Annotated in this window: 19 protein-coding genes and 1 pseudogene; 6 read left to right on the top strand and 14 right to left on the bottom strand. The window is 52.3% G+C overall.

From position 1 onward, the window contains the following. Positions 1–4: 4 nt before the first annotated feature. Positions 5–838 carry a carbohydrate ABC transporter permease gene (locus AC0LWM_RS26205; protein WP_474678038.1) on the bottom strand — a complete coding sequence of 278 codons (834 nt, stop codon included), beginning with the start codon at positions 836–838 and terminating at the stop codon, positions 5–7. Then, positions 838–1,719, bottom strand: coding sequence for a carbohydrate ABC transporter permease (locus tag AC0LWM_RS26200; RefSeq protein WP_474677973.1), 882 nt, complete (start codon positions 1,717–1,719; stop codon positions 838–840). Before AC0LWM_RS26200 ends, AC0LWM_RS26205 begins: the two co-directional genes overlap by 1 nt. Positions 1,720–1,880: 161 nt before the next feature. Here AC0LWM_RS26200 and AC0LWM_RS26195 point away from each other — a divergent pair, with 161 nt between their 5' ends. Further along, entirely contained in the window at positions 1,881–3,683 is a 1,803-nt protein-coding gene (locus tag AC0LWM_RS26195; protein WP_474677972.1) for a cache domain-containing sensor histidine kinase, read from the top strand. Then, positions 3,680–5,332: a response regulator gene (locus AC0LWM_RS26190; protein ID WP_474677970.1), complete on the top strand. Its 1,653-nt coding sequence runs from the start codon at positions 3,680–3,682 to the stop codon at positions 5,330–5,332. Before AC0LWM_RS26195 ends, AC0LWM_RS26190 begins: the two co-directional genes overlap by 4 nt. A gap of 82 nt (positions 5,333–5,414) precedes the next feature. Here the strand turns inward: AC0LWM_RS26190 and AC0LWM_RS26185 are convergent, their stop codons facing one another. Beyond that, positions 5,415–6,368 (bottom strand): helix-turn-helix transcriptional regulator, encoded by a 954-nt coding sequence (locus AC0LWM_RS26185; protein ID WP_474677969.1) that lies wholly within the window; start codon positions 6,366–6,368, stop codon positions 5,415–5,417. A 117-nt stretch (positions 6,369–6,485) separates the two neighbouring features. Here AC0LWM_RS26185 and AC0LWM_RS26180 point away from each other — a divergent pair, with 117 nt between their 5' ends. Then, positions 6,486–7,217 (top strand): alpha/beta fold hydrolase, encoded by a 732-nt coding sequence (locus AC0LWM_RS26180; protein WP_474677968.1) that lies wholly within the window; start codon positions 6,486–6,488, stop codon positions 7,215–7,217. Between the two features lie 344 nt (positions 7,218–7,561). Here AC0LWM_RS26180 and AC0LWM_RS26175 read toward each other — a convergent pair. Beyond that, positions 7,562–8,080: pseudogene (locus AC0LWM_RS26175) on the bottom strand (GrpB family protein). A 235-nt stretch (positions 8,081–8,315) separates the two neighbouring features. On the opposite strand from AC0LWM_RS26175, the gene AC0LWM_RS26170 reads away from it, so the two are divergent. The 3 genes from AC0LWM_RS26170 to AC0LWM_RS26160 all read left to right on the top strand — a co-directional run bounded on the left by AC0LWM_RS26170 (position 8,316) and on the right by AC0LWM_RS26160 (position 10,831). Further along, positions 8,316–8,939, top strand: coding sequence for a hypothetical protein (locus AC0LWM_RS26170; protein WP_474677967.1), 624 nt, complete (start codon positions 8,316–8,318; stop codon positions 8,937–8,939). After that, positions 8,936–9,421 carry a hypothetical protein gene (locus AC0LWM_RS26165; protein WP_474677966.1) on the top strand — a complete coding sequence of 162 codons (486 nt, stop codon included), beginning with the start codon at positions 8,936–8,938 and terminating at the stop codon, positions 9,419–9,421. The genes AC0LWM_RS26170 and AC0LWM_RS26165 overlap by 4 nt, the downstream gene beginning before the upstream one ends. 210 nt (positions 9,422–9,631) lie before the next feature. Beyond that, on the top strand, positions 9,632–10,831 hold the full coding sequence (locus AC0LWM_RS26160; protein ID WP_474677965.1) for an MFS transporter: 1,200 nt from the start codon (positions 9,632–9,634) through the stop codon (positions 10,829–10,831). A gap of 70 nt (positions 10,832–10,901) precedes the next feature. Here the strand turns inward: AC0LWM_RS26160 and AC0LWM_RS26155 are convergent, their stop codons facing one another. The 10 genes from AC0LWM_RS26155 to ytxJ form a co-directional block, all read right to left on the bottom strand. Next, entirely contained in the window at positions 10,902–11,696 is a 795-nt protein-coding gene (locus AC0LWM_RS26155; protein WP_474677964.1) for a YdeI/OmpD-associated family protein, read from the bottom strand. Between the two features lie 42 nt (positions 11,697–11,738). After that, a complete protein-coding gene (locus AC0LWM_RS26150; protein WP_474677963.1) occupies positions 11,739–12,668 on the bottom strand; it encodes an AAA family ATPase in 930 nt (309 codons plus the stop codon). A gap of 447 nt (positions 12,669–13,115) precedes the next feature. Continuing rightward, complete coding sequence (locus tag AC0LWM_RS26145; RefSeq protein WP_474677962.1) at positions 13,116–14,177, bottom strand: alpha/beta hydrolase; 1,062 nt, start codon at positions 14,175–14,177, stop codon at positions 13,116–13,118. Continuing rightward, positions 14,174–15,526, bottom strand: a complete 1,353-nt coding sequence (locus AC0LWM_RS26140) for an alpha/beta hydrolase (protein ID WP_474677961.1) — start codon at positions 15,524–15,526, stop codon at positions 14,174–14,176. Before AC0LWM_RS26140 ends, AC0LWM_RS26145 begins: the two co-directional genes overlap by 4 nt. Before the next feature lie 27 nt (positions 15,527–15,553). Beyond that, positions 15,554–16,522, bottom strand: coding sequence for a LacI family DNA-binding transcriptional regulator (locus AC0LWM_RS26135; RefSeq protein ID WP_474677960.1), 969 nt, complete (start codon positions 16,520–16,522; stop codon positions 15,554–15,556). 15 nt (positions 16,523–16,537) lie between these two features. Continuing rightward, entirely contained in the window at positions 16,538–18,286 is a 1,749-nt protein-coding gene (locus tag AC0LWM_RS26130; protein WP_474677959.1) for a glycoside hydrolase family 13 protein, read from the bottom strand. Between the two features lie 104 nt (positions 18,287–18,390). Next, positions 18,391–19,224, bottom strand: a complete 834-nt coding sequence (locus AC0LWM_RS26125) for a sugar ABC transporter permease (protein WP_474677958.1) — start codon at positions 19,222–19,224, stop codon at positions 18,391–18,393. Beyond that, the gene (locus AC0LWM_RS26120) at positions 19,224–20,540 is read right to left on the bottom strand and encodes a sugar ABC transporter permease (RefSeq protein ID WP_474677956.1); all 1,317 of its coding nucleotides are present in this window, start codon (positions 20,538–20,540) and stop codon (positions 19,224–19,226) included. The genes AC0LWM_RS26125 and AC0LWM_RS26120 overlap by 1 nt, the downstream gene beginning before the upstream one ends. A gap of 14 nt (positions 20,541–20,554) precedes the next feature. Beyond that, entirely contained in the window at positions 20,555–21,874 is a 1,320-nt protein-coding gene (locus tag AC0LWM_RS26115; protein WP_474677955.1) for a sugar ABC transporter substrate-binding protein, read from the bottom strand. Between the two features lie 588 nt (positions 21,875–22,462). Continuing rightward, positions 22,463–22,801 carry a bacillithiol system redox-active protein YtxJ gene (ytxJ, locus tag AC0LWM_RS26110; RefSeq protein WP_474677954.1) on the bottom strand — a complete coding sequence of 113 codons (339 nt, stop codon included), beginning with the start codon at positions 22,799–22,801 and terminating at the stop codon, positions 22,463–22,465. Positions 22,802–22,824 lie beyond the last annotated feature (23 nt).

The following is a 22,824-nucleotide window of genomic DNA, read 5'->3' as shown; positions in this document are numbered from 1 at the left end:
CGCGTTACCCTTTCACCGCACCGGCGGTAATGCCTTGAATGACGTGCCTTTGCAGCGCGAGGAAAAAAGCCAAAATCGGCACGATGCCCATCACGAGCGCCGCAAGCGCGAGGTCCCACTGCTTCAAGTATTGCCCGAACAGCGAATTCGTTGCGAGCTGAATCGTTTGCAGCTCCGGCTTTTGCAGAATGAGCAGCGGAAGCAGGAAGTCGTTCCACATCCACAAGCTTTGCAGCACGATCACGGTAATCGTCATCGGCTTCAGCAGCGGAAACACGATCCGCCAGAAAATGCCGTACGGATTGCACCCGTCCATAACGGCCGCTTCCTCGACCTCCAGCGGGATGGACTTCATGAAGCCATGATACAGGAAAATCGAGAAGGATACGCCAAGACCGGTGTAGCATAAAATGATGCCCGGAATGCTGTTCAGGAATCCCAGCCAATTGCCGACCTTGACAAGCGGAATCATGACTGCTTGGAACGGTACGACCATCGCCGCGACAAAAAACGGAAACAAAAACCGGTTGATCCGGGTCGGATGCCGCAGCAGTCGGTAAGCCGCCATCGAGGACACGACGATCATGCATAGGTCGCTGAATACGGTAATGAGCAGCGAGTTGCGCAAAGCCCGCGGGAAATTCAGCACGTCCCAAGCCCGCCCGTAATTGCTCCAGGTGAAGCTTTGCGGTAACCCCGATGTATCGGCCAGCAGCTCGGCAAATCCTTTGAACGAGTTCGCCACCACGAAGTAAAAAGGTGCCAAGAACACAAGCGCAAGCAGCATGGCGACGATTTCGGCCGAAAGCCATTTGGCGCCGTACGATTGTTCTTTCATCACATCTCCACCTCCTTCTTCTTCGTGATCGCGACTTGCAGCATCGTAATGACGGTGACGACCGCGAAGAAAATGACCGCCTTCGCCGTGCCGAGCCCGTACCGGTTGTTTTTGAATGCTTCGTAATAGATGTTCATGGCGACCGATTCTGTCGATTTGTACGGCCCGCCTTGGGTGAGCGAGAAGTTCAGGTCAAACGACTTGAACGCCCACGAAATGCTGAGGAACAAGCAAATCGTCACCGCCGGCATAATGAGCGGCAGCACGATATGGCGCAGCGTTTGCAGCCCTGTCGCCCCGTCGATCGCGGCCGCCTCCAGCATATCGCTCGGCACGTTCGTCAGCCCGGCGATGTAAATGACCATGAGGTACCCGGCGCCCTGCCACACGCTAACGATCACAAGCGCCCAAAAAGCGGTCGCCTCCGTCCCGAGCCAGGACAGGTTGAAAAATCCGATATCGGTTGCTTGTCCGATCGCGGCGAAGCTCCGGGTGAAGATGAATTGCCATATGAACCCTAACAGTAAACCGCCAAGCACGTTCGGCATAAAAAAGATCGTGCGCAGCACATTGCGCGTTTTCAGCGGCTTCGACAAAGCGTAAGCGATGATGAAGCCGAGCGCATTGCTGATGATGACGACGGCTGCGGTGAAGCGTGCCGTAAACCAGAAGGACCGGCCAAAGTCGGGGTCGTCCGTCAGGATCGTTTTGTAATTTTTCAGCCCGACCCAATCGATCTGGCTCGAAACGCCGTTCCAGTCGGAAAACGAATAATATATGCCGAGCAGGAACGGCACCACCATAATGACCGCATACACCAGCAGCGCAGGTCCGACGAACACCGACTGCTGGGCCGCTTGCGAGGTCAACCATCTTTTCATAACAGGCTCCTCCTATCTTGGATGCGAAGTATCTTTATTGTATTCAGGGCATGAAACGATTCCCACTCAGTAATTTGAGAAGATAGGTGGACGATTTTGACCCGGCGGTGTTAGAATGAAAGCGCTGACATGACTCTGACCCGGAGAAAGGCGGAATCGGAATGCGGTTGCTGACAACAAGCGTGCGCTACAAACTGATCGCGCTCATGCTGATTTCCATCATCGTGCCGATCGCCGCATCGATTATCGTAACCTACGCGTATACGAAAGAATCGGTGAAGCAGCGGTCGATCGAAGAGAACACCCGGCTTCTGTCCGAAGGCAAAACGAACATTTCCAATTTCCTGAACGTCGTGAACAACGCTTCGCTGATCTTGTATTCGAATAAGACGCTGGACGGCATCCTGCTGAACGGCGTCGCCGATAACAAGGACCAATCCTACGTGTACACGGCGCTTCAGCTTGTATCGAAAGCGGCGAACAACATCTTTCAGGTATATCTGCACCTGGACCAAGGGCAAAACAACAGCTTCCTAATGTATTCAGACAATTTCACGTACGGACAAGCCCCCGCTCCGTTTGATGTGACGGACATCGTACCTTATGCCGCCAAAACGGTGCCGTCGCACTGGAGCGGCAATTACGGGCTGCAGCAAATTCGGCCGAACAGGTCGGCTCTCGTCTTTTCCATCTACCGCCCGCTGTTCCGGGTACCGACCCAGGAGCGGATCGGCTTGCTCGCCATCGACGTTCAAGTCGATGCGCTTCGGAAGCTATGCGCGCAGCTGTACGATCCTGCGCAAGAAGACTTGTACATCGTCGACGGCGGCGGCACGATCGTGTATGCCTCGAACGAGCGCGAGATCGGCCAAAACCCGGAGCAAGCCTGGATTGACGGCATCGCCGGCGGCGGGGCTGCATCGGGCAGCATGGAAAAAAGCGAATCCGGCTACAACGGCATCATCCTGTATGACCGCATCCAGCTTCCTTACTTGAACTGGACGCTCGTGAAGCGGATCCCTGCACAGCACCTGTATTCGCAGGCCCGCAACCTGACGATGATCAATACCGCCGTCGCGGTGCTCTGCCTCTCGGTGGCGACCGCCGCCGTCCTGATCGTCTCGATCCGGTTCACGCACCCGATCAAGCAATTGATCCGCAGCATCAACAGGATCCAGTCCGGCCAAATGGAGGAGCCGATCGACATCGTCCGCAACGACGAATTCGGCATTTTGGCCAAGCGGTTTCGCACGATGATGGGGACGATCAACGATTTGATTTTTCGGGAATACAAGCTGAACTTGGCTAACAAGACGACCCAACTCAAAATGCTGCAAGCGCAAATCAACCCGCATTTCATCAACAACGCGTTGCAATCGATCGGGGCTTCGGCTTTGGACAACGACGCCCCGGAAGTGTACGGGCTCGTGTCCTCGCTCGGCCAGATGATGCATTACAGCATGAACACGAAGCAGACGATCGTCCCTTTATCGCGGGAGCTCGACTACGTCCATCATTATTTGCTGCTGCAGCAGCAGCGTTTCGAGGAAAAGCTACAGATCGAATACGCGCTGGAGGAGGAGGCCGGGTCGATACCGATTCCGAAAATGGTCGTTCAGCCGCTCGTTGAAAACTATTTCAAGCACGGCTTCCACAAGTCGCACAACACTGGCGTGCTGCGGATCGCGACGGCCTTGACGGAAGGCAAGCTGCACATCGTCGTTACAGACAACGGCATCGGCATGACCGAGGACCGGCTCGCCGCCGTCCGATCCGATCTATCCGGCGTCCGGCACGAATCCGCGGACAGCGGCGACCGGATCGGTCTCATGAACGTGATGTACCGGCTGCACCTGTATTACGGCGACCAAGCCGCGCTTCAGCTGGAGCAGAATGAACCGACCGGCCTCAAAATTACGATGACCGTACCCATTCCAACCCACCAGGAGGAGACTGCATCATGAAAGCATTAATCGTCGATGATGAAAAACACGTCCGCAAAACGGTGCTGAAGCTTGTCGATTGGAACGCGTTCGGCTTCGCGGCAGTGTTGGAAGCGGAAGACGGCGCAGAAGCCGCGGCGCTCATCCGGGAACACCGGCCCCAGCTCGTGATTACCGACATTATGATGCCGATGAAGTCAGGCATCGAGCTGATGGAATGGATGGAAGCCGAAGCGGTCGATTGCAAAAAAATCGTCATCAGCGGCTTCAACGACTTCGAGTTCGTCCGGCATACGGTCAAGTTCGGCGGAACGGACTACTTGCTGAAGCCGATCGACCGCAAGCAGCTGCACGAAGCCGTCGGCAAAGCGGTGGCCAGCTGGACCGAGGCTAAGCGGGAGCGGCTCCAATTTCATGAGAAGAACAAAGAGGTAAACGAGCTGAAGCCGATGTACCGCGACAAACTGTTGTCACGGCTGCTGACGGACGCTGCCGCGGGCAATGCGCCTGCCCCAGGGGAATCATACTTGCGCGAATTTCCGCAGCTGAAGGACGTTCGCTCTTGTCGGGTCGCCGTGTTCGATCTGAATACGCTGCATCAGTCGATCCGCGACAAATACGCTTCCAGCCTCGACTTGCTGTTCTTCACCCTGCTCAATATTTGCAACGATTTCGTACAACCCGCCGGGCGGGGCATCGCCTTCCGCAACTGGAACCGACCGTTCGAGATCGTGCTGCTGCTCTGGGACGAACCCGAAGCGGCGGCACCGGGCTGGCTGCGCAAAATCGCGAACGGCATCGATCAGACGCTGCGGGGCTCCGTGGAATTCGGCCTAAGCGGGGCCGGCCTGTTCCCAGGCGAGCTTCACAAGGCGTATACCGAAGCGGCCGACGCGCTGAATAAGCGCAATTTGCTCTCTCCGGGCGGGCGCGTTCATGAGTATGGCACGCCAGCGGCGGCTCGTGTCGGCGCCGTGCGTTTCGGCAAATTCGAGGAAAACATCCGGCTGGCCGTCCGCAGCGGCAATCCCGGCCAAATTCGGCACGCGCTTGGGCAGTGGTTTGAGGCTATCGGCGTCTTGCCGCACATTTCGATGGAGCAGATGAAGATGTGGTGGGAGGAATACAACGTGGCCAGGGCTGGCTGGGTCGAGGAGTTTTTCCGCGAGCGTGACGGGGCACAGCAGCCGATTCTGGAAAACCGCCCGTTCAACATCCCGCTGGATGAGTCGGGCCGGCTTTCGTTGTCCGCGCTGCAGGAAATTTTGGAGAAGAGCCTGATCGAGCTGTCGAACATTTTCATCTCCATGCAAACGTTCAACAGCAATCCAATGCGCGAAATCGCCCGCTACATCGAAGCGCATTATACCCAAGACATCACGCTGCAGGATATATCGGCACGTTTCCATTTGAATCGGGAATATATTTCGCGTAAATTCAAAAACGAATTCCAGGAAACGCTGATCGACTACGTCAACCGGATCCGGGTGGAGAAAGCAAAAATGCTGCTGCTGAACCCGCACCTGCGCATGGCGCAAATCGCGCAAATGATCGGCTACCACGACGAGAAATATTTCAGCCGCGTTTTCAAGAAGCTGACGCAGATGTCGCCGAACGATTACCGCAAGGGCATGGCGGTGAAGGACAGCGAGCAGCCGGCGGTGTTGTGAGGTGTGAGGGGTTAAAGCGCGGTAGGAGTCTATGACACATTTCACCGCGCTTTCTATACCCGCAATCTCCTGCACTAGCCTGTTAACGAAGCTCCGTACGATAAAGCAATCGCATCGACTCGATTTTTTGTTCCATGTAGGCTATAGCCTCCGCGGGTCCCACGATTTTGGCTTCTCCTCCCAGCTGCCAGATCAAGTCCACGTAAAAAAGCAAGTCCTCCGCCGCGATTTGAATGGCTGCCGTTCCGCTGCCGTCTTCATTGCGCCGTATATATGGAGCTATACGTGCGTTAGACTCCAGCAGCCACACCCCTTTGTCCGTCATCTCCAGTTGAAGCGTCGTCTGTTCCAGATGGTCTTTGTTCGGCCGATCCAGTAAAGTCTTCCGGCTTACATCGTCTCGGCAAGGAATCGTTTCGTTCAGCGCGGCGGAGAGGATCCGGTCGGCCCTAAACTGCCTGATGTCTTCTCTACTGAAGCAATACGCGGGACAATACCAATAACCGGAGCTGGCATAAAGTCCGATGGGCTGGATATTCCGCTCCGTTACTCCGCTGCCGGATTTGTATGTGATGGTGACAACACTGCGAATCATAACGGCTTGCAGCAGGGTCTGAAGAATCTCCGCAGACATCGGTCGATAAGGGCTCCAGAACATGACCCTGTTCTTTAGCCGGTCAATCTGTTCCTTAATATCGGCGGGCAAGTAATGATAAAACTTATGCAGCGCGGAATCGGCTCCCTCACCGAAAGGCAAGGAACCGAAATAATCCAACGTCTGGCAAGCGAAAAACATAGCGAGCGCCTCACCCTCGGTAAAGCTGATTGGCGGCAAAAGCCTCTCTTGAAGAAGCTTATACCCTCCTCCCCTTCCTTGAATGGAATACACGGGGACGCCGAGTTCGCTGAGTTCTTGCAGATCCCTCGTAATCGTCCGAGTGGATAGACCGAATTCATCGGCCAGCTCTCTGACCGTAAAAGACGGTTTGGCGTTGATCCTCATAATCAATTGAATGAGACGCTGTGCCTTTTGCAATGATCCACCTCATTTCCGATATTTCTTCCAATCTAACACTTAAATAAGACATGAATTGTCTTGTTTACATGATACCATGTTCCCATAAGCAATCTAAACCGACAAGTTACAGGGGGCATGATTCATTTGCAAAACAATATGCAAGAAAAGATCGGCTTTGTGTTCATGTATGGAGCAGGCTTGGAAAGCCGAATTTGGAGTAAAGTTGTGGAGGGATTTGAACACCCTTATTTACTTGCCGAGTTTCCTCAAAGGGATCGTTCGGTTGATTCGAGAAGACGGCTCTCCTTGGAAGATTACGTGACGCATATGAAAAAACAAGTGGATGAATGGGGGTTTCACAAAATCGTACTTGTAGCGCATTCGCTTGGCGGCGTTCTTGCTCTTAAGCTTGCATCCGAACTGTCCGATCGATTGGCGGGATTTGTCGCCGTAGGGGCGATTATTCCGAGGAATGGCGGTTCATTTTTATCGGTAATGCCGTTGCCCAAAAGAATTCTAATGTCTGCTATCCTGCGAACCCTGGGTACGAAACCTCCGGAATCCGCCATCCGTGCGGGGTTATGCAACGATCTTTCGCCGGATCAAGCTGCGGAAATCGTCCAAGGATTCATTCCCGAGGCCGTACGCGTGTATACAGATCGAACCCACGTATCCGTTCCGGAAATACCAAGGCTTTATGTGAAGCTAACCAAGGATAAAGAGCTCAGTCCGTCCTTGCAAAATCAAATGATCGTAAACCTATCCCCGCAATCGGTACGAAGCCTGGAAACCGGACATTTGCCGATGATCAGCGATCCGGATGGGTTAAGAGTCATCTTAGAAGATTTCATGGAACATGTGAGGTAAATATGGATAGGTCCAATACGTTTGCGAAGGTTACTTTCTTAGAAGTCGATCACAATCGGTGGTCGGATTTGCAAACTTCTCAGGGCATTGTAAGCTATATCGATCCCGTAACTTCACTGCTGATCTCAGCCTTTGTTCTCGGCGAAAGGATGGCCTTGCTTCAAATGGCAGGCGCTGTCTTGTTGCTTGGGTCGACTTGGATAAGCGAAACAAGTAGAGTTAAGAGGATTCCACATGGGAGTAAAAGTCCATCTTAGAGATTCGGTCTTGATCGCGTCCTGGCGCTCGTACTCTAACAGCGTCAGAACGCGTTTTTTTTACAATACGGGCCGACTTACACGGAACTATCGTCCGTTTCTATACCAATGCAGCGCCTTTGTTTCCAGCTCTTTCACAAACGCGTCTTTACCGTCCATGTAAGCTTCGATGTCCTTCGGGAATTGTTTCGCAAGGTTTTCTTTTAGACTTCCGTACCGCCCTGCCTCTTCGGAATGCGTTCGGAGGTAGTCTCTTACAGCCAAATGACGGTTAATGTCTTCCGTGTTATCCACCTGAAATACATGGACCTGGTGTGTTCGGTGATCTCCGCCTTTTCTGAAATACCTCCTGCCTTTCATGCCCTACTCGCCCATACACTCGTAACCGAGGCGTTCCATTTGTTCGTTAAACGAATCGATTTTTTCAATATCTCGCACGACCGGCATAATATCGATGATGGGTTTGGCTTGCAATCCAGGAACCGAAGTGCTGCCAATATGATGAATATCCATTAACTCATCCGCAAAAATATGTTTGATTTTTTCGGATTCATCTTGAAACATTTGCTTCCAATTGTCGTTGTATTCCGTAACTACAACATTCATCATGTAACCGGCCTCCTAGAAAATAACTATTATTATATTATATAAAAACCGATTCGATGCCGCCATGATTGGCGGTTTTTTTTATTATGCAACCCTTGTAGGTATGGGCTGGAGTCATATCGGTTAGGATGGGAACATAGATTGGTTGTAGTTTTACTTGTAGTTTTCTTGTAATTTAACTTGCAGTTTGATAAGATTGGAGGTGAAAAATAGCATGAGCGGAGGTGTGATACTTATGACGACGGCGGAAGTTCGATCGCAGGCAAGAGAACTAGTCAGAGTCATTGCAGAAAAAGATGACCACGAAGTTATTACGTTAAACGCCCGCTCACTAAAGGGCTTGGTAGAATTGATGCGAGATTATGCCGTCATTACGCATGCTAGTGATCCGCATTCTGAAGTTTCCGCTGCAGTTGACAAATTGATCGACTATGTGGATTTAAATTCTCGATCTGCCGGACCAATTGCGCCCACCCAATATAAGACAACCTACCTTGCCGAAGTATTCGGCGTTTCGGTAACAGCAGTTAATAACTGGATTGATGAAGGTAGGTTTGTCGGCTATCGAAGGGAACCGAACAAACATGCTCGAATCCCGCACTTCACCCCGTTTCAACATCGTGACGGGCGAATTGAGCCTCTTGGACTTATCGTCGAACGGTATAGACACCAAGAGAGTGAGTCGTTTGCCGAGGATGACGAAAAGGAATTACTGTTAAGCGAAATCCAACATCTTAAACAAAAATATGGTGGGAAAGACTTCAAGGACGCATTCGACATCGATAATCTTACTAACGAACAGGAAAGTGACGTTTCCCGTTGGCGCTTCTATCTAGCGAGGCTTGAAGAACTTTCATGAGTCGATATAGCGATTACGTAGAGAAGCCTGTGCCCAGACCTCCCATTGTCCCCACCGACTGGGACTACGTGCGCAACGAATTTGATGACATCATCGAAGGTAATATTTTTTCCGGGAATAAAGAGGGTCCCAGCCGATATCCCCAAGTACGGAAGACGATAAAAATTAAGCATGGCGGAGGGACTCTGCATGCTACAGAATATATACAGGATCGCAAGGGTGATGCGCCCCATGTGATTCGGTTCGAATATGATTGGCAATACAGTCCGATGAATTCGGAAGCGCAGTGGAAATTCCATTACGATACGTACCATCCTGAAAAGTACTGGCCTGCTACAAAACACTTCCATCAGCATGACCAGCCCAATCCGCAAAAAACAAGCCATGGGAGAATGTCCAATTTTGCCGTTCGCGATATGTGTGCGGTACTCGAAATGATCCGTGTCGCGCTTCGTGTCTCTGGAAAGTTGCCTTTGCCCTAAGTTAACAATAAGCCGCCCCTCATCGAGTGGCTTATTTGTTGTATTCATCCAACCCCTGGCGAAATACATCCTTTCTCTTATTCTTCAAATGAAAATAGCTTGAAAATACGCACCAAAAACTAAATAATAGAAACCAAGTCTTCCAACCGGCACGGCATGCTCAAGATTAGAGACTTTATTCTGCACGAAAGAAAGGTAAACATTGACATCATGGCTTTATCTCAAAGTATTACGAAAAATCAAGCGGCCAAGGAGTCGTTCCCGATCTCCATCCTTTCGCTGACCGTCGGCGCTTTTGCGATCGGCATGACCGAATTCGTCATCATGGGCATTTTGCCCAATGTCGCGGAGGATTTGGGGGTCAGCATCCCATCCGCGGGACAGCTCATTACGATGTATGCCCTCGGAGTCGCTGTCGGAGCTCCAATATTGACCGTACTCACCCACCGCATTCCGCAGAAAAAACTGTTATGCCTGCTCATGATGTTATTCATCCTCGGCAATGGGATCTCGGTTATTGCTCCGAACTATGCCGTTCTGATGGCCGCCCGTTTAGTCACCGCATTGACCCACGGGACTTTTTTCGGCGTTGGGGCCGTGATCGCTTCAAGTCTCGTACGTCCGGACAAGCGTGCGGGGGCCGTATCCATTATGATGGCCGGACTCACCATCGCGAATATTATCGGCGTTCCGCTCGGGACGTTGATCGGTCAACATATGGGATGGCGAGCATCGTTTGGCGCTATCGCGATCATGGGGGTTTTGGCCTTGATCGGCATTATGATTTTCATCCCGCACATGCGGCAAGACAAACCGTCAAGCATCGCCCGGCAGATTGGCGCGCTGTTGAAGCCCAAGCTTCTGCTGTTCCTGCTCATCGGTGCGGTAGGCAATTCCGGTTTATTCGCCGTATTTTCGTACATTACGCCGCTTCTGATTCAAATTACCGGTTTTGCCGAGCACAGTGTCACGTGGATTTTGATCCTCTTCGGCTGCGGGGTGACGTTCGGTAATATCGTCGGCGGAAAGCTGGCGGACTGGAAGCTGATGCCCTCCATGCTGGGACTCTACTTGACGGTTTGCGTCCTGCTTACCGTCTTCACGTTTACCATGTATAACCCAATTGCGGCTGTCGTGACCATTTTCCTGTGGGGTGCCGCTTCTTTCGCCGTGTTCCCGGGGTTGCAGGTCCGCATGATGAACCTGGCCAAGGACGCGCCGGCGCTCGCCTCCACCTCCAGCCATTCAGCCGGCAATCTTGGGAATGCAGCCGGCGCTTTTATCGGGGGATGGGTCATTAATCATCTGGCCTTGACCGCCCTGCCTTGGGTCGGGGCTTTGCTTGTGGGACTGGCTTTGATCTTAGGGATTGTCAGTTATGTCGCAGAACGTAAGCCCGCCGCGGCGTAGTCTATTTCATAGTGACGCAAGCAGCCCCGACTTCCATGAGAAGCTGGGGCTGTTTCGTTTTTGCGGGATATCAATTGGTATGATCTTTGCGATACAACTCGCGGGTCTTATAGCCCGCCCGAAGAATCATCTTCATTTCCTCGCGCCGAGCTGCTTTCGTTTCCTCTTGCTTCGCGCTATACACATAACGCGCCCAGTCTTTGCGATACCCCGGCGTCAACGATTGGTAGAAGGCCAGCAATTCCGGCGTATCCTCCAAATCCTTCTCCACGCTTGGAATCAAGGCAATATAGTCATCGACGCGTTGACTTGGCGTTGAAGAGGGCTGATCGGCCTTGCCTTTGCCCTTCGCGTCTTCTTTGAAACCGACAACCGTAAAGACATCATCCAAGCCGACCATCCGCGCAAACTTGATGCTGCTTGTCCCGATATACCCGTTCTCGTCGCTTCCGAGACCGTCCATCAGCTCATCGCGATGGATAAACGTCGGGTAAACCTTGTTCCCTTTTTTCGGGTATGCCGCAAAGAGGTAGCCTGCCGGCTTGAGGTGCTCATGCTCAATGACGCGATGAATCAACGCCCGAAGTGCATCCATATCCAGCACAAAAGCAAAGATAAGATCGTACGCAGCGCCATCCTTGAGCGTCGTATCATAACCGCTTAATTCGGCCAAATATTCGCTTCCTTCAGGTTGACCCAATACAGCCACTTGCTCATATTTATGTAAATTCAGCTTCTCGACTACCGATTTCGTCATCTGGTTCAGCTCCTCGGGCATTTCGTTAGATATCATCCATTCCATTATAGCCTTGGCATCGCGGAAAATAAATATATGCCGTCCCCCCCGGGCTTTGTGCGGATTCATCTCCCGAACGCTCCTGCGCCGCTTCTAAATACTTGCCCTTCCCTACTTATCGCCGAGAAACAGCCCTTTATGCTTATTGAAAAATTCAAAGTACACTTTTGGGTTTTCCAATTCCCACCATTGCTTGACGCCCACTGGATTCGCTTCTAAATCATATATTTTTGTAAACTCCATCGCCAGCAGAAACGGTGAGTGCGTTGCAATGATAAATTGACATCCGCAATAGTGAGCCATTTCCTCTATCATTTTAACAAGTTCAAGCTGCATTTTAGGAGATAGACTGTTCTCCGGTTCGTCCAAACAATACAATGTGTCATTTTTAAATCTGGAATTAAAATAATTCAGGGCTGTCTCCCCATTGCTGTTCAGCTTCACATCGGTGCCGGCGACTCTGCGAATAAATTCCCTGCGTGAAATTGATTTTTTTCTTGAAAGCATCTGTAGCCTCAATGCTTCATAATCTTCCATGCTATTCATTTTCACGGTATCGGCGTATTTCAAACTTCCGCTCCTAGTTCTGCTATCTCCCCATTCCGCTCTTATTTCTTCTGCGCTATCCGCGATTTCTTCGTTGTTTGTGCGGACTGTAAGCATATAATCAAAAATATCGTCACTTGTGATGATTCTGCTTCCATTCGGAATGCGATGTTTAAATCCCTCGTCGTCAAGTCCAAGTTCAAATTTACAATGTTCGACATATGAACTAAACAATTCACTTGAATTGAATGGTGCAATCCGATTCAGTTCCAATTTATTCGCGATGAGATTTAGGAGCGTGCTTTTCCCCGAGCCGTTTCCTCCATATAAAATTGTAATTTTTGAAAAGCTCAATTCGGAAAATCGATTTTTTGAGAAAATGCCACATGGGTAAGTTTCGTCGATATATCCAAACTTACCGCCATTGTATGCCATTCTTTGATCGATCAAAGAGGACTCTTCATCTATCGGCAATATGAATTTATCTAAATACATGTTCATTCCTCCCTCACTCATCTAACCTGCTCTCATGTTATACTCTTCCGTTCCAATAATGCTGCTTTACATGGTTGTCCACCCTTATTTTGGGTTTTATTCAATTGTAGTCCACACCGAATTGCGGTGTCAATTTGCAAAATATCCCCACGAAGTGGGGCCTTGCTTCGAAGATGATTCAGGTACTTAAAAAGTTTGCGAAGCAANACATGGTTGTCCACCCTTATTTTGGGTTTTATTCAATTGTAGTCCACACCGAATTGCGGTGTCAATTTGCAAAATATCCCCACGAAGTGGGGCCTTGCTTCGAAGATGATTCAGGTACTTAAAAAGTTTGCGAAGCAAACTTGCATCGGAAGCGTTGCTCGGGGACCCCGAATATATAATTCGGGTCAAAAAAAGCCCAAGGCGCAAGCCCTGGGCGTTTGTTGAAACTTCGTTGCACATCTATGCACCGACCACGCGGACGTTTGCGGTTGCCGTTAAGCCGCCGTATTCGACCGTGATCGCCGTTTCCCCTTGCAGATTGGGCACAATCGTACCGTCAGCCCAAACTTCCAACACAGATCGGTCATCGACCGTATAAGTCGGCCTCAGAACGGATATCGTAACCCCGTCCCTATAGGTTGCGATCGCATTCAGGCGGCATGTAGGACCATCAAGGGCAACCTCTCCGCATCCTTGCAAGGTCAACGATTGCACGCCTCCCCTGTCTCCGAACAGATGAATGAGCGGCGAGGCTAATCGGGCCGCCCAATCTTTCTCCGTATGCTCGGCCTCGGGATCGCAATAATACGCGAGCTCACCGTCGGCGCTATAACCTAGCTCCAGCAATTGCTCCGCCGCTCCGCGGACTTGCTTCTCCATGATCAGCGTGCCTTCGCGGCCGCCGAGGTCGATCCAGATGCGGGACAGCGGCTGCTTCTGCCGGAAAACGTGCAGCTGCGGAGCTTCCGTACTCTCCACCGGGTCATTGCAGTAGAAGTACGGCGAAATGATCGCTAACTTGCCGAAAATATCCGGGCGGCGGAACCCGATATGGTACGTAACCTGCCCGCCGCGCGACGAGCCCATCAGCGCCGTATGCTCCGGACCGGACAACGTTCGAAATACCGCGTCGATGTACGCCTTCACCTCGTCGATCACAAAAGCTTCGTACAGATGGCCTTTCGGCTCGATCTGCACTTTATCCGATCGATACAGCACCCCTTCGAGGTCGTGCGTGAACTCGTCGGACCGCTCCATCCCCATGTTGGCGATGCCGACCACGATAATTTCTTCCATCCGGCCAAAGGCGATCAGCCGGTCGACCGTTTCATGCACATTCCACGAATAACCGTTAAATGCGGGGTGAAAAATATTTTGCCCATCGTGCATATATAGCACCGGATACCGCTTCGTCGTATCTTCCCCGTAGCTTGGGGGCAGATAAACGAATAGATCTCTCCGGTTGTCCAAATGAACGGAATAAAAGCTTTCGATTCGCAAAATGCTGGATCGGTTCGTCATCGCAATCCTCCCGATAAGCGCTCGGTCGCCGTGTCTATCCAATTCTCGACTTCGTAGTGCAGCCGCAATCCGACCTCGGCCTTAAAGCTTCGGTACGGAACTTCCCTACCGTTTCGATCGGTCTCATGTTTGCCGAGTCCGCGAGAAATGCGGAACATAAACGCAACGTTTCTGGGTACCTCGAACGTACCGCCGTATAATCCTTCTCGAACCCGCGGCAGCTCGATACCGGCGTACAAACTGTCCGTCTGCGGCGTATTGTCCGGCACGTTCACGTACATCTCCATCGATACCGTCTCGGAAACGTGCGGCACGACTTCCATATTGAGGCTTGCCGTTAAACCGTGGCCGATATAAGTAATCGTCGTTGTGCCCGTTTTCTTGGGCAGCAGCTTGCCGTCCGCACGGACCTCGATGATCTCCGGGTTGGCCGCTTCATAACGCGCGTTCAAATCCGTCATCATAAATCCGCTGTCATAGTGCACGACAGCATTTAGCGCGCTCTTCAGCCCCGCCAGGCCAACGACATCGGGACCGTGCAGCTCCACGCGCGACGGCTTGCCGATATCGCCGAAGAAATAAAGCAGCGGCGCATGGACTCTGGCGGCCCAATCCGTCTGGGAGTGGCCGGAGCCGATTGCTACGTGAAACATCAAATCGTCGCCCGGCTTGAAACCTGCCTGAATGAGAACATCCGCCACATCGCGCACGTGCTTTTCCATCACGGTATACCCTTCGGAATCGCCGACGTCCATCCAGATCTTCAGCTCTTCCTTCTTCGTATACACCCGGCTCAGCCACCGCTCCTCCATCGTCGCCGAGTCCACGCTGACGAAGAACGGGCATAACGCGCCGATCAACCCGAACACTTCCGGATGACGAAAGCCGATGTTATAGGATACGAGTCCTCCAGCCGACGACCCCATCAGCGCGGTGTTCGCTTTATCCGGCAAAGTCCGGTATTCCCTGTCGACATACGGCTTCACTTCCTGTAGAAGGAATTGCTCGTACATCTCGCCTTGATTCGTCGTACCGAACACATCGTGCCCGTCCGGGTTCTCGTGCATATATTCGGCAATCCGCGCGTCCTCAATATGAGCGACGGCCACGACGATAATTTCCCGCATCCGGCCTTCTGCGACGAGCCGGTCGACGGCAAGATGAACGTCCCAAGACTCGCCCTTCTGATCTTGAAAAAAAACGTGTTGCCCGTCGTGCATATACAAAACCGGATATCGTTTATCCGCTTCGCTGGCATAACTCGGGGGCAAATATATAAACATATCGCGATCGTTGTTTAAAAGATGGGAATGAAAATGTTTGATTTCGACTAACCGCGATGCATCCACCTGGTTGTTCTCCTCCTACCCGGGGGATCACGACGAAACGGACAAATAAATGAACTTCTCGCGATTGCTGTAATCCGCGTCTTGAATATTGCCGTTCATCATGTCCACAACCGGCTTGTAATCGTTTAATTCGTACGACAGCTTCGCTGCATGAACCGGCAAAATATCCGGGCAATGGCTCGTGCATAACACCGCAATCCGGTCTAAAGTTCCTCGGCTCCGCACGACTTCGTTCGCCAGAAATTCGTTGATGACCAGCCCAGGACGCCCCATAAACTTGCTTAGAAAGGCGTCCAATCCCTCTGCGCTCTCATACACATAAATCCGCTCTTCATCAAGTCCCGACAGCCGTTTGACGTCATCGACAAGCTCCGCATCGTTGTAAGCATCCATCACAAGGAACTCCGGCGTATCGCCAAGCAGCGTACTCGCTGCCCTGAAGCCGTTTGCGAAGTCGGGCATAATTTTGTGGAACAACGTATCCTCGATTCGGCTATCGATCACGAACACCGGAATGCCGAACCCGAAATAACGGGAAACGGTCGAAAATTGTTCCTGGTCCACGTTGATCAGAAACACGCCATCCAGATTTCGCTCTCGAATCATATCGTAAGACGGGGCGTTCCCTTCGATTTGCATAAAAATAACATGGTATCCAAGCTCGCCACACAAGCGCTCGAGCGTATATAACGTTTTGACGTATTTCAAATCGGACCACGGCCGCGGCACTAAATCACGGAACAATAAGATGCCGATCAGCCCGGTTTTCTGAAGCTTTAAGGAACGGGCGCTCCGGTTCGTGACGTACTGAAGCTGCTGTGCGATTTTCAGCACCTTCACGCGCGTTTCGTCGGAAATCGACTGCGTTTTGACGTCGTTCAAAATATAGGAAACGGTTGCGATCGATACGTCCGCCGCCTTCGCGATATCTTTGATTGTCGCTTTTTTCATGCTCATCATCCGCCCTTGCTTAAACGTTTCAGTCGATTTAATCATACGCCACCCAATTTGTCAATTACTCACGGGCAACGCGGCCAATATGAGCCAACCGAATGGCGACAATGTGACGGTCGCCACTTCGCCCTCTACCCGGGACGTGCCTTTGCCACCAATCGCAGCAAACGTTGTCGTCCGTTCAATCGCGAACGAAATCGACTTTTCGGCGTCTTCATGATTCAAACAAATATAAACGTGGTCGCTTGCAAACTTTCTTCGCACAATAAGCTGACGACCCTCCGCGTAAACGAACTCGAAGGAGCCTTCCCGCAGGGCGGCATGCGTCTTGCGTAATGCGATGAGCTGGCGGTAGAAGCCGAGTAGCTCCGCGTGCTGGCGCTCTTCGTCCCAAACCATCGGTTTCCGGCAGTCGGGGTCGGCCCCGCCCGTCATTCCGATTTCGTCCCCATAATAGATGCACGGTGCACCCGGCAAAATAAACTGAAGCAACGCAGCCTGCATGACCTTGCGCGCCTCTTGGGCGACGGTGAGTATCCGAGGCGTATCGTGGCTTCCGACAATGTTAAACGCCGCTTCGTTCACCTGCTGCGGGTAGCTTGCCAGCAGCCGGTTGATACGGGCAGACAACGTCTCCGCATCGATGGTGCCATGCGCGCAAAACTGCAGGACGGCCTCCGTCGCCGGATAATTCATCACCGCGTCGAACTGGTCCCCGCGCAGCCATGGCATTGCGTCATGCCAGATTTCGCCCAGGATATAGAAGTCGGGCTTGAGCGATTTTAACGTCTTGCGGAATTCGCGCCAGAAATCGTGGTCGACCTCATTGGCCACGTCCAGCCGCCAGCCGTCGATATCGCATTCCTTAACCCAATACTGGGCTACGCCGAGCAAATATTCCCGCACCTTCGGGTTCGTCGTGTTGAGCTTCGGCATATGCGCTTCGAAGGCAAAGCAATGGTAAGGCGGGATGGAGCCATCCACGGATAGATCGTCCCTCATCAGGAACCAGTCCCAATACGCCGATTCTCGCCCTTTCTCCAGCACATCGCGAAAAGGAGCGAACCCTTTGCCGCTATGATTGAACACCGCGTCCAAGACGACGCGAATGCCGCGCTCATGGCATGCTTGAACGAGCTTTTTCATCAGGCCGACGTCGCCAAAATGCGGATCGATCCGGTAATAATCGGCCGTATCGTATTTATGGTTCGTGTTCGCCTCGAATAGCGGCGTGAAGTAGATCGCATTCACGCCAAGCGACTGAATGTAGTCGAGGCGGTCCAGCACTCCTTGCAGGTCGCCGCCGTAATAATCGTACGGCCCCGGATCGTCCTGATCCCATGACCGAGTGTCCGCCGGGTCGTTCGACGGATCGCCGTTCGCGAACCGCTCGAGAAAAATTTGATAGAACACCGCCTCTTTCACCCATGCCGGCGGCTTCAATACCTCACTCGGCCAAATAAACGGGTAGTCGAAAAAGGTCAGCGGGTCCTTCGGTTTCACCTCGGTAAAACCTTGCTCCGTATACCACAGCTTACGGCTGCCCGAAACGAGCTCGAACGCGTACCGGAGCCTGCAATGCTGCGGCGTCAGCTCCGCCTGCCAATAATCGAACAGCTCGTCGGAAGCCATAACGCGCATAGGCGTTTCCGTAGCCGTTTGATTCCAGTTATACTTGTCTCCGTGTAGTGCCCTTACGCTTTGAAGATCGCCTTTCCGGGCGCGCAGCCGAATATGAACGGTACGCTCATCGTAGGCGTAGCAATAGCTATCCGCGGAGCGGTGATAAATCGCTTCAACGAGCATGGCTTGCTCCCTCCATCCTATTTTTCTCTGTGTATAAGTTGAACCCATGTCCGGATGTCCATTGCATTCTCAACTTATAAAGCCCTCTGTCCATCGTTCTCTCATCAGCCTTTATCCGCACCCGACGTGATCCCGCCGACCAAATATTTTTGGAAATACATATAGAGGATCGTAATCGGCAGTGCGACGAGGACGGCACCGGCCGCGAACAACGTGAAGCTGGAATTCGTTTCGTTGGCGACCATATTGTACAGCCCTTGGGCGAGCGTCATTTTGTCGGACGACCTTAGTACGATTTGCGGCAAAATGAAATCCATGAACGGCGTAATAAAGCTGTTCAGCGCCACGAAGGTTACGGCCGGCAGCGACAGCGGGAGAATGATTTTGAAAAAAATGTCCCTGTGTGTCGCTCCATCGAGGAAGGCCGCTTCCTCCAGACTACGCGGGATCGTGTCGAAATGACCTTTCATGACCCATGTCCCCATCGAAACGGCACCGCCGGCATACACGAGAATGATGCCAAGATGCGTGTCGAGCATCTTCGTCTGCAACAGCAGCACGAAAATCGCCATAATGGACAAGAACCCCGGGAACATTTGTAACACGAGCAGCACCATCAAGCCTTGCTTTCTGCCGGCGAACCGAAACCGGGAGAAGGCGTATGCCGTCATCGCCACCAAGGCCGTCGACAGCACCGCGTTCGCGGCGGCGATCTTGACCGTATTGCCATACCACAGCACAAAATCCGTATTGCGGATCAGCTCGGTGTAATGGCTGACCGTCGGATTTGCAGGAAACATGCTGCTGACCAGCAGCGCCGTGCCGGGATTGAGCGACGTCCCGACGACCCAGATGATCGGGTAGAAGATCGCACAGAGCAATAGCGCAAAAACGATATAAATACCGATGACGACCAACTTGTTATTCAGCTTCGACATCAGACCAAATCCTCTTCTCGGGTTGACTTCATGCGCCTGTAATTCCATATGGAAAAAGCCGCGATGAACAGGAACATCAGGATCGACACCGCCGAGGCCATGTTGAACTGGCTTTGGTTCAGCGTCATTTTGAATATCCACGAAATCAAAATATCGGTGCTCCCCGCGTAATAATACCCAGGGTTATTCGGCTGCCCGTCCGTGAGCAAATAAATCAAATTGAAATTGTTGAAGTTAAACGCAAACTGCATGATCAGGATCGGCGCCGTAGCCGTCAACACGAGCGGCAGCGTAATGCCGAAGAACTTGTGCCTTCCGGACGCTCCATCCACCTCGGCCGCTTCGTACAGATCGCGAGGCAGCGTCGTCAGTACGCCCGACATGAGCGCCATCAGGAACGGGGTCGAAAACCATAGGTTGACGAGCACGACCGACACCTTCGCCATCGTCGGATCGGACAACCACGGTACCGGCGCAATGCCGATCTTCGCCAGCAAATCGTTGATCGGGCCGAACGACCCGTTGAGCAGTACCCGGAACACGAGAATCGATATAAACTGCGGCACCGCCCACGGCAGAATGAACACCGTTCGCCAGAACCGCTTGAACCGGATGCCCGGGTGATTGACCATCATCGCCAGCAGCAGGCCGCCGAAGAACGTCGTACCGGTCGAAGCTACCGCCCAGATGACGTTCCAGACGGAAATCCCGAAGAACGTAGACCGCCAAGCCTCTTGGGTGAACAAATCGGCAAACGTCCGGAGGCCGATCCAATCGACCAGCGACCGGTCCGGAATGTGCGCCGGCGCCGAGTAGTTCGTGAAGGCGATCAGCACGTTGAACACGAGCGGGATTACCGTGACAAATAGCACGAAGCCGACGGCCGGCAGAAGCAGTAGGTACGGCAGCTGCCGGAATTTCGCCTTTCGGAACGAATCGAACATCCCCGGCACGCGGCCGCCTTCGTCGCGAATCTCGCCGTTTTTGCGTGCGTCAACGATATTCAGTACATAGAAGCCGAGGAACAGCAGGACGATCACCAACGTGATGAGTCCATTGATCAGCATGAAGATGGAGTGGTCGCCCTGAACGATTTTTCCGCCAACGACTCGCGTCGGCGTATCCCCCAGCGTAATGAGTCCGGTGATGCCCTTGAAGGCAATCGGGTAATAGTTCCAGAATAATAGCTGCGCCGCCAGCATGAACAACAGACCTTTGACGTATTGCCTATTGTAGAGCTGGCCCAGTCCGATGAAAACCGCGGAACATACCGCGGCTTTCGTCCGGTATCGCAAAACGCCTTGATTGGAGTGCATATGCAAAAACCGCCTTATTTCGTCGTCTTGATTGCTATTTTGATTTGATCGACCGCGCTGTTCAAGACGGTGCCCGGATCCTTATTATCATTCCACAGGGAGGCGAGTGCAGTGCCCACAGGCACCCAGACGTTGCCCATTTCCGGAATGGACGGCATCGGCGTGGAGTACTTCGCCTGCTCCAGAAAAGCTGCAGCATTCGCGTCCTTCGTGATGATCGGATCGTCCATCAAATCTTTTCTCGTCGGGAGCTGCTTCGTCATTTCGAAACGTTTGGTCAAGTTCTCCTTGTTCGTCGCAAAGCTTGCAAACAGCTTCGCCGCGGCCGGATACTTCGTATACGAGTTGACGTACAGTCCGCGAATGCCGGAGAAGCTGACCGGATGCTGTCCGTTCGGAAGCAGCGGCAATGGCGCGACGCCGTATTCGAAACCGACATCGGTCAAACTCGATTGTAGCCACGGTCCATTGATGACGGCCGCCGTTTTTCCTTCTTGGAAGAAGCCTGTAATGATATTGTCGTTGATGTCGTTCGTGTTCAAAGGAAGTATTTGCTTGAGCGATTGCAAATATTTTGCGCCTTCGACCGATTTTTCGCTGTTCAGCCCGATGTCGTTCGCATCGCTGCCGCCCTTCCCGAATACGTAACCGCCGTAGCCGGCAAGGAACGAGTACGATTGGTACAACTGGCTCACGTTCCACATGAACGCGTACTTCTTGCTTTTCGGATCGTTGTACGTTGCCGCGAATTTCACAATGTCCTCGTAGGTTTTCGGAGCGGTAGGCATGAGGCTTTTATTGTAAAATAACGCGTACGTATCGATTGCCGTCGGAAATCCGTATAACGTGCCTTGGTTGGTGACGCCTTCGATGGCCGACGCCATGTATTCGTCTTTCTTCTTGTCGTCGAATACGTCGTTTTGCAGCACGAGCCCGGCCATCACGGCATTGCCCAGTTGATCGTGCGGCGCGGAGAATACGTCTGCTCCGATTCCCGCAGGACCGTCCGTCGTCAACTTCTTCACGGAGTCGATTGCGGGAACGGCTTCCACCTTCACTTTGACGCCGTATTCTTTCTCGAATTGCTCTGCGACCGCTTTCAAATAATCCAGCTCCGGACCTTTCGACTCCCAGACGAGCAGCTGCGCTCCGGCCTCCGGCTTCAGCTCTTCCGGATTGGCGGTTTCTTCGGGTTGCTTGCCGGAATCATCGGGCTGCTTGCCCTCTTCTTGCGCTGCAGGCGGGTTGGAATCGGTGCTCTTGCCGCATGCGGTTAAAATCGAAAAACTGCAAATCATAGCAACAATCGCGACCAGGAATAAACGCTTGGACATGGTATATCCCCCTTTTTTAAGTTGACTTAATCGTTTAAGTACTTATACGTTTAAGTGATGAGTGTACTGAAACGTTTAAGTAGATATTTGCCCCTATCATAACGCGCTCTTCTCGTTGAAGTCAATGGAAATAACAGGGATGTTTAAGGTGCATCCCCTCTTGGACAACCCCTTGTTCTGTCTCGCTCGTTTGTTATACTACCGGCCCGCCGTCTCCCTTCTAATTGGAATCGATTGAAAACGAAATAGGTGCGAACGTGCAGTTATTTCCGTTTATAAATCCCCCACCCGAAGAAATACCTGCAATCGTACATCTATTCCAGGCCATGATCACCAAAACTCCTCGTCGCGGCGAAAATACCTGTACTTTTGCAGGTAAAGGTTCCTTATCCTTATCCGACACATAAAAGGATGTACAATCGCAGTTATTTGTATTCGCCCCTAGCTCTGAACGGTAAGCCTGTAGGACAAACCCGTCCGCGTCCGTACATCGTGCATGTCCATAGGGGACGGAACAATCACGGGGCTCCCCCTCGTATCCATGAAAAAACCGGCAACAGCTTTTGCAAGCCATTGCCGGGTTTCTTTTTAGTTCAATACCGCCGTTATATGTTCGGTCGTGATCGACCAATGCGAAGCGGTCCAATATTTCGCTTTGTCCTTCACGTAGATGATTTGCGGCGATTCGTGCTTCACGCCGAGATCTTCCGCGATCTGGTTCGATACCGGACGGGACTCGATGACTTTGACAAGTACGTAATCGACGTCGCCGTTCGGGGCTTCTTTCAAGTAGTGGTCGTATTCCTCAAGCGCATTGGAGCTGACCGGGCAAGTCGTGCTATGCTTCAGGATCACTTGGCCGCGTTCCGCGGATTTCTCCAGAACGGCGTTCCATTCCTCAAGCGTCGTAATTTCTTTCCACTGCATCTTGTTTCCCTCCCTCGGGCAGA

Source organism: Paenibacillus sp. sgz302148, assembly GCF_056120465.1.
Note: the sequence above shows the minus strand (reverse complement) of the source record. Positions and strands in the feature narration are given on the sequence as shown.